Raw genomic sequence first — 6,554 nt, forward strand, 5'->3', positions numbered from 1 at the left:
CCCGCCCGCTTCCGGGCGGGACCTCGTCGTCTCAGCGCACGTAGTTCTTGAGGACCTCCGTGTCGAGTTCGATGCCGACCGGGTCGGGGAGGACCAACACCTCGCCGAAGTCCGTGAGGCGGATGTCGCGATAGCCACCGACCCGCCGGTCCGGGCGGCTGTGCACCGTGACCGTGCAGGTGTCCCGGTCGATCAAGAGGTACACGGGGATCCCCGCCTGCCCGTAGGCGGCAGGCTTCTCGTGCCGGTCGCGCCGGTCCGTGTCAGAGTCGTACGACGTGACCTCGACGACCATGAGGGCACCGTCCGGGTCGGCCCATTCGCCGTGGCCCGCGAAGTGGGCCTCGGGCGCGAGCACGGCGTCCGGTCGAGCCCTGCTCTGCCGGTAGGCGTCGACCCGTAGCCCTTGTGTTTGGTACAGGTCCAGGTCGGGCCGCGTCTGCATACAGCGTTTGGCCAGCCAGGACACGATGCTGTTGTGGTCCCCGTCTGTCACCGGCTTGGTCCCGATCCGTCCGTCAATGAACTCCAACGTGACGGTCTCGGGAGCGGCGGAAGCGATTGTTTCGAACTCGTCCACCGACATCTGAGACGTGTGCTCGGCCATAACCGTCATGTTGCACCTCCTTCCAGGCGCGGACCAGTGTTTCCGGGGCAGCGGCGCTCCAGAGCGGGTTTCGCCGTCAGACGCACGGACGAGTGATGCTTGCGCGAGATTACGTAGTTACGTAATCTCGAAGGAGTGGAGCAACTGGAACAACGCGTCACCGATCTCGAACGGCGGCTGGCGGCACTGGAGGAGGCCGGGGACCGGCCGGCTCCCCGCCCGGGTGAGGGCGACTTCTGGGCCCTGGAGGGACTGAAGGAGCAGCTCGCCGAGCTGGAGGCGGCGGACGGCGGCGTCCTGTTCACGGGTGCCGTCCGCCTGCCGACCGGGGAGCAGTACGGCTGGCAGCACGGCACGCTCACCGACGGCCTGATGGACGCCGACTGGGCGGACAGCGCCGAGGTGTTCGCCGCGCTCGGTCATCCGGTACGGCTGCGGCTGCTGCGCGAGATCCTCGGCGGCCGGCGCACCGCGGCCGAGCTGGCCGAGCTGGACGGCGTGGGCACGACCGGCCAGATCTACCACCACCTGCGCCAGCTCACCGGCGCCGGCTGGCTGCACACCACCGGCCGGGGCCGCCACGAGGTGCCGCCGGGGCGGGTCGTACCGCTGCTGGTGGCGTTGTCGACAGCCCGGCACTGACCGGGAACACAGCGATCAAGGGGGAACCATGTCCGCACGCAAGCTCGCCATGACGGCGTTCCGGGTGCTGCAACTGGGCTTCATCGCCGCGGTGGCCGCCCACATCGTTTTCGACTTCGGGTATCCGTGGTGGTGGAACTTCCTGCTGCTGGCCATGGCGTACGTCCTGATCGCTGTGATCAACCGCTGGGGCGGCGGCGCCCCGGACGCCCCCGGCACCGCCCGCGAGCCCGTCGAGGTCGGCCCGCCCGTGACCGGCCGCTGGTCCGCGCTGAACAGCCCGGCCGACCGCACCCCGAGCCACGGCGTCCACGCCTACGGCCAGACCTTCGCCATCGACCTCGTCGCCGAGCCGAAGCCCGGCGCCCGCCCCGGCTTCCGCGTGCTGTGGCCGCTCGCCCGCCGCAACCGCGACTTCCCGGCGTTCGGCGCCCCGCTGCTCGCGGTGGCCGACGGCACCGTCGTCCGGGTCTCCGACACCCAGCGCGACCACCTGAGCCGCAACTCGCTGCCCGCGCTGCTGTACCTGATGATCCTGGAGGGCTCGGTCCGTGAGCTGGGCGGCGTCCGCCGCATCGTCGGCAACCACGTCGTCGTCGACCTCGGCGACGACACCCACGCCCTGTACGCCCACGTCCAGCGCGGCTCCCCGGCCGTCCGCGAGGGCGACCGGGTCACCGCCGGCCAGGTGCTCGGCCGCTGCGGCAACTCCGGCAACTCCACCGAGCCGCACGTCCACTTCCAGCTGATGGACGGCCCCGACCCGGACACCGCCCGGGGCATCCCCTTCACCTGGCGCGGCATCGGCGTCCCGCGCAACGGCGAGATCTTCGAGACACCCTCCCCGACCGGCGCACCCGCATAGGCTCGCCCCCATGCCCCCGGCCAGAAGACGCCCCCGCGCCTACGACCCCGCCCGCACCCGTGCCGCCGTCCTCGCCCAGTTCGGGAACGTGCGGGCGGCCGTCCGCACCCTCACGCCCGAGCAGCTCGCGCTGCCGACCCGGCTCGGGGACTGGACCGTGCGGGAGCTGGTCGCGCACATCGGGATGGCGCTGACCGCCGTGGACCGGCTGCTCGGCGAGCCCGAGCCCGCGCGGCAGGACGGGCGGCTGCTCGACTGGCCGTTCGCGATCGCCGCCGACGCGGACGCCATCGCCGGCACCGCCCGGCGTCTGGCGGCCGAGCACCCCGACCTCGACGCCCACCTCGCCGACGTCGAGTGGCGCTTCACCGAACGCCTCGACACCCACCCGGGCAGCCGGCTGCTCCCCACCAGCGCGGGCGCGCTGCCGCTCGCCGACTACGTCGTCACCCGCACCGTCGAACTCATCGTGCACACCGACGACCTCACCGCCGCCGTACCGGGCCTCGACATCCCCCGCGACCGGCAGGCCCTGGCCGCCGCCACCCGGCTGCTCGCCGACGCGCTCGCCGTGAAGGCGCCCGGCGCCTCGACCGAGGTGCGGATCCCGCCGTACGCCGTCGTCCAGTGCGTCGAGGGGCCCCGGCACACCCGGGGCACCCCGCCCAACGTCGTCGAGACCGACCCGCTGACCTGGGTCCGGCTGGCCACCGGGCGGCTGACCTGGAAGGACGCCGTGGCCGAGGGGAAGCTGAGCGCGAGCGGCGAGCGGGCCGACCTGGGTGAGCTGCTGCCCCTGCTCGGCTGACCGGGCGAGACCGCGAGGAGAGCGAGGGGAACCAGATCCTCCAGTCCTCCGTCGAATCGCCATGTACAGGCAGAAGCAGCAGCGCAGCAAGACCCTGACCGTGGCGGCCGTCGCCGCGCTCGTCCCGCTCGCCGCGGCCTGCGGCAGCGAGAAGGCGGACGACGGCAGCGCCTCCGTAGGCGCCGGAAAGCCCATCACCGGCGTGCAGTGGAGCATCGACAGCGTCACCGTCGACGGAACCACCCACAAGGCACCGGACGAGGCACGGGTCCGGATCGACGACGCCGGCGAGGCGGAGGGCAGCACCGGCTGCAACACCTTCAGCGCGCGCGCCGACGTCGAGGGCGAAAAGGTCCGGCTCAGTGACGAAATGTTCACCGAGAAGGCCTGCGCCAAGACGCCCGTCGAGTTCGAGAAGTCCCTCGGCCGCGCCCTCACCGCCGGCCCGCTCACCACCGAGAGCGAGGGCGACCGGCTGACGTTCACCACCTCCGAGGGCGACACCGTCAAGCTCAGCAAGGCGAAGGACGCGTCCCTGTACGGCACGGAGTGGACCGTGACCGACCCGGCCGAGCAGAACCGCGCCACCCTCACCTTCGACCCGGAGGCGAAGACCGTCTCCGGACGCCTCCCCTGCAACCACCTCAACGCCAAGGCCACCGTCAGCGACGGCCGTATCACCGTCGGCGCCCCTGCCACGACCCGAATGATGTGCGAAGGCTCACTCATGGACGCCGAGAAGCGGATCCTGAGCTTCCTCAAGGGTCCGGTCGAGTACCGGATCGATCAGGAAACCCTCACCCTGACCAGCGAAGACGGAACGACCGTGCGAGCCGTGGCCGATCAGTGATCCACTGGTGAGCCGATATCCCCAATTCGGACCAGTGGTCGATCTCGCCTACACTCGGTGGCGTGCCACGTGGTGACGGTCGACTCAATCACGATCTGCTTCCAGGCGAGAAGGGCCCCCAGGACGCATGCGGCGTCTTCGGTGTCTGGGCTCCTGGCGAAGAGGTCGCAAAGCTCTCCTACTTCGGGCTCTACGCCCTCCAGCATCGAGGCCAGGAATCCGCGGGTATCGCGGTAAGCAACGGTTCCCAGATCCTCGTCTTCAAGGACATGGGCCTGGTCTCCCAGGTCTTCGACGAGACCTCACTCGGTTCGCTCCAGGGTCACATCGCGGTCGGTCACGCCCGCTACTCGACCACCGGTGCCTCCGTGTGGGAGAACGCCCAGCCGACGTTCCGTGCCACCGCGCACGGTTCCATCGCGCTCGGGCACAACGGCAACCTCGTCAACACCGCCCAGCTCGCCGAGATGGTCGCCGACCTGCCCAAGCAGGACGGCCGCTCCACCCGGGTCGCGGCGACCAACGACACCGACCTGGTCACGGCCCTGCTCGCGGGCCAGGTCGACGACGACGGCAAGCCGCTGACCATCGAGGAGGCGGCCGGCAAGGTGCTGCCCCAGGCGCGCGGCGCCTTCTCCCTCGTCTTCATGGACGAGCACACCCTCTACGCCGCCCGTGACCCGCAGGGCATCCGCCCGCTGGTCCTCGGCCGGCTGGAGCGCGGCTGGGTGGTCGCCTCCGAGTCCGCCGCCCTCGACATCTGCGGCGCCAGTTACGTCCGCGAGATCGAGCCGGGTGAGTTCGTCGCCATCGACGAGAACGGCCTGCGCACTTCACGATTCGCGGAAGCGAAGCCCAAGGGCTGCGTCTTCGAATACGTGTACCTGGCCCGCCCGGACACCGACATCGCCGGCCGCAACGTCTACCTCTCGCGCGTCGAGATGGGCCGCAAGCTGGCGAAGGAGGCCCCCGCCGAGGCCGACCTGGTCATAGCGACCCCGGAGTCCGGCACGCCCGCCGCCATCGGGTACGCCGAGGCCTCCGGCATCCCCTTCGGCAACGGCCTGGTCAAGAACGCCTACGTCGGCCGCACCTTCATCCAGCCCTCGCAGACCATCCGCCAGCTCGGCATCCGCCTGAAGCTGAACCCCCTGAAGGAAGTCATCAAGGGCAAGCGGCTGGTCGTCGTGGACGACTCCATCGTCCGCGGCAACACCCAGCGGGCCCTGGTCCGCATGCTCCGCGAGGCCGGCGCCGCCGAGGTCCACATCCGGATCTCGTCCCCGCCCGTGAAGTGGCCCTGCTTCTTCGGCATCGACTTCGCCACCCGCGCCGAGCTCATCGCCAACGGCATGAGCGTCGAGGAGATCGGCACGTCCATGGGCGCCGACTCCCTCTCCTACATCTCCATCGACGGCATGATCGAGGCGACCACCATCGCCAAGCCGAACCTGTGCCGCGCCTGCTTCGACGGCGAATACCCGATGGAGCTCCCCGACCCCGAGCTGCTCGGCAAGCAGCTCCTGGAGACCGAGCTGGCCGCCGGGCCCGCCGGTACGGCCGCCGCCGACGCCATCCGTCGCCCGTAGCCGTCCGTCGCTCTCCGTCCGCCATACCTGCCGTACGACACGAAGGTTCTCATCGTCATGCCTGACACAACCGGTGCCGGCAACGCAGCGGCCTCCTACAAAACAGCAGGTGTCGACATCGAGGCGGGCGACCGCGCCGTCGAACTGATGAAGGAGTGGGTGAAGAAGACCCGCCGCCCCGAGGTCCTCGGCGGCATCGGCGGCTTCGCCGGCCTCTTCGACGCCTCCGCCCTCAAGAACTACGAGCGCCCCCTGCTCGCCTCCGCCACCGACGGCGTCGGCACCAAGGTCGACATCGCCCGGCAGCTGGGCGTCTACGACAGCATCGGCCACGACCTGGTCGCCATGGTCATGGACGACATCGTGGTGTGCGGCGCCGAGCCGCTCTTCATGACCGACTACATCTGCGTCGGCAAGGTCCACCCCGAGCGCGTCGCCGCGATCGTCAAGGGCATCGCCGAAGGGTGTGTACTGGCCGGCTGCGCCCTGGTGGGCGGCGAGACCGCCGAGCACCCCGGCCTGCTCGGCGAGGACGACTTCGACGTCGCCGGCGCCGGTACCGGCGTAGTGGAGGCCGACCGGCTGCTCGGCCCGGATCGCATCCGTACGGGTGACGCGGTGATCGCCATGGCGTCCTCCGGGCTTCACTCGAACGGGTACTCGCTCGTCCGTCACGTCCTGCTGAACGAGGGCGGCCTGGCGCTCGACGCCCACCTGGACGGGTTGGGCCGTACCCTCGGCGAGGAGCTGCTGGAGCCGACCAAGATCTACTCCCTGGACTGCCTGGCCCTCCTGCGCACCACCGAGGTCCACGCCTTCAGCCACGTCACCGGCGGCGGCCTCGCGGCCAACCTGGCCCGCGTGATCCCCGACGGACTGCACGCCGTCGTCGACCGCTCCACCTGGACCCCGGGCGCGATCTTCGACCTCGTCGGCCGCACCGGCCGGGTCGAGCGCCTGGAGCTGGAGAAGACCCTGAACATGGGCGTGGGCATGATCGCGATCGTGCCCGAGGAATCGACGGACGTGGCCCTGGCGACCCTGGCCGACCGCGGCGTGGACGCCTGGGTGGCCGGCGAGATCACCGACCGCACGGACCACGAGACGGGCGCGGCACTGGTCGGCGACTACGCGTAATCCAGCCCCGCTGGGGGTCCACCCTCCCGGGGAGATTGAGGAGCGGGGTCCGGGGC

Annotated in this window: 7 protein-coding genes; 6 read left to right on the forward strand and 1 reads right to left on the reverse strand. The window is 70.8% G+C overall.

The window, feature by feature from the left end; genetic code table 11:
* Positions 1 to 31: 31 nt before the first annotated feature.
* Positions 32 to 616, reverse strand: coding sequence for a Uma2 family endonuclease (locus ACFWR9_RS39645; RefSeq protein WP_383851634.1), 585 nt, complete (start codon positions 614 to 616; stop codon positions 32 to 34).
* 126 nt (positions 617 to 742) lie between these two features.
* Here ACFWR9_RS39645 and ACFWR9_RS39650 point away from each other — a divergent pair, with 126 nt between their 5' ends.
* The 6 genes from ACFWR9_RS39650 (at position 743) to purM (ending at position 6,498) form a co-directional block, all read left to right on the forward strand.
* Complete coding sequence (locus tag ACFWR9_RS39650) at positions 743 to 1,249, forward strand: ArsR/SmtB family transcription factor (RefSeq protein WP_383851637.1); 507 nt, start codon at positions 743 to 745, stop codon at positions 1,247 to 1,249.
* 28 nt (positions 1,250 to 1,277) lie between these two features.
* Positions 1,278 to 2,114: a M23 family metallopeptidase gene (locus ACFWR9_RS39655; protein ID WP_383851640.1), complete on the forward strand. Its 837-nt coding sequence runs from the start codon at positions 1,278 to 1,280 to the stop codon at positions 2,112 to 2,114.
* Between the two features lie 10 nt (positions 2,115 to 2,124).
* Entirely contained in the window at positions 2,125 to 2,922 is a 798-nt protein-coding gene (locus ACFWR9_RS39660; protein ID WP_383851643.1) for a sterol carrier family protein, read from the forward strand.
* A gap of 61 nt (positions 2,923 to 2,983) precedes the next feature.
* The gene (locus ACFWR9_RS39665) at positions 2,984 to 3,772 is read left to right on the forward strand and encodes an META domain-containing protein (RefSeq protein ID WP_383851646.1); all 789 of its coding nucleotides are present in this window, start codon (positions 2,984 to 2,986) and stop codon (positions 3,770 to 3,772) included.
* A gap of 62 nt (positions 3,773 to 3,834) precedes the next feature.
* Positions 3,835 to 5,361 (forward strand): amidophosphoribosyltransferase, encoded by a 1,527-nt coding sequence (gene purF, locus ACFWR9_RS39670; protein WP_383851649.1) that lies wholly within the window; start codon positions 3,835 to 3,837, stop codon positions 5,359 to 5,361.
* A gap of 57 nt (positions 5,362 to 5,418) precedes the next feature.
* Positions 5,419 to 6,498: a phosphoribosylformylglycinamidine cyclo-ligase gene (gene purM, locus ACFWR9_RS39675; RefSeq protein ID WP_383851652.1), complete on the forward strand. Its 1,080-nt coding sequence runs from the start codon at positions 5,419 to 5,421 to the stop codon at positions 6,496 to 6,498.
* Positions 6,499 to 6,554: the final 56 nt, after the last annotated feature.

The organism is Streptomyces sp. NPDC058534, from assembly GCF_042717365.1.
Lineage (GTDB): Bacteria > Actinomycetota > Actinomycetes > Streptomycetales > Streptomycetaceae > Streptomyces.